Annotated in this window: 1 protein-coding gene and 1 pseudogene; both read left to right on the top strand. The window is 64.8% G+C overall.

Annotated elements, in window-relative coordinates:
- Nucleotides 1–243: 243 nt before the first annotated feature.
- Nucleotides 244–819, top strand: a pseudogene (locus SOQ14_RS14185) (capsular polysaccharide export protein, LipB/KpsS family); the annotation flags it as partial.
- A 9-nt stretch (nt 820–828) separates the two neighbouring features.
- Nucleotides 829–1,135: dCTP deaminase (locus SOQ14_RS14180; RefSeq protein ID WP_416232768.1), on the top strand; the 307-nt coding region annotated here is incomplete at its 3' end.

Below are 1,135 nucleotides of genomic sequence, written 5' to 3'. Positions count from 1 at the left end.
GCCGAATGGGATCAGGCCCGCGCCAGTGTGACGCAGTTTTCGAAAATGGCGTCACTTGGCGGCGTTGGTGCTGACGGAACCATGACCTAGCGTTCGCCGAATGCGGGGCGTGTGGCTCAGGACGCCGTCGAGACTGGCGGCGGAGTATACACTGACAACGCGCCCTTCGTGGTCGAGGCGGCGGGTGCCTACCAGATCGAACTGCAACTGCCAGAACGGCTCGCGCAAACTGTCCGGCCCGGCATGGCGGTCGAGATCGCGCTGGGCGGCGAAGGGGTAGCGCCAGTCGGCGGCAAGATCATCGCGGTCGCACCCTCGCTCGATCCCGCCACACGTTCTGTCATGGCCCGCGCTAGCATCGGCGGGGCACCCGGCGTAATCGCTGGACGCAATGTCACCGTCACCATCCTCGGGAACGGGCGCGGCACGCTGGAAGAATGGCCCGGCCACTTCGCGCAGTTGCTGCAAGATCATGCCATCACCGATATCATGCTGTTCGGCGACTGCCGCGACCATCACAGGGCCGCGCTTGAAATCTGCCGCGAACAGGGCGTCACCGCCTATGTGTTCGAGGAAGGCTACATCCGCCCTGACTGGGTAACGATGGAGCTCGGCGGCGTGAACGGGTACAGCACGCTGTCGCGCGATCCGGCGTGGTATCGCGCGCTGGCCGCGCAATTGCCGCCGATCCCGGAACATCGCAAGGTGTCATCCTCGTTCCCGAGGAGGGCCACCGAGGGCTTTATCTACAACGCGGCAGACGTGCTCAGCCGGTGGCGTTACCCCGGCTGGCAGAACCACCGCCCGTGGCACCCGGTGGTTGAGGGGATGGGCTGGGCCCGCAAGCTCAACCGCCGCAAGGAACGCCGCACCCAGGCGCTCGAACACGGCATGATCGAGCCCTTTGTCGAGGCGCAGCGGCGCGACGGGGTCATCTCCTATGGCCTGTCTTCCTATGGATATGACGCGCGCGTCGCGCCCGAGTTCAAGATCTTCACCAATGTGAATTCCTCGGTGGTCGATCCCAAGGCTTTCGATCCCGACAGCTTTGTCGACCGCGAGACCGATGTCTGCATCATCCCGCCCAACTCCTTCGCGCTCGCTCGCACCGTCGAATATTTCCGCGTGCCCGAAG

The sequence above is a fragment of the Erythrobacter epiphyticus genome, from assembly GCF_034653295.1.
Classification (GTDB): domain Bacteria; phylum Pseudomonadota; class Alphaproteobacteria; order Sphingomonadales; family Sphingomonadaceae; genus Erythrobacter.
The sequence above is the reverse complement of the archived record's forward strand: the minus strand, read 5'-3'. Positions and strand labels throughout refer to the sequence as shown.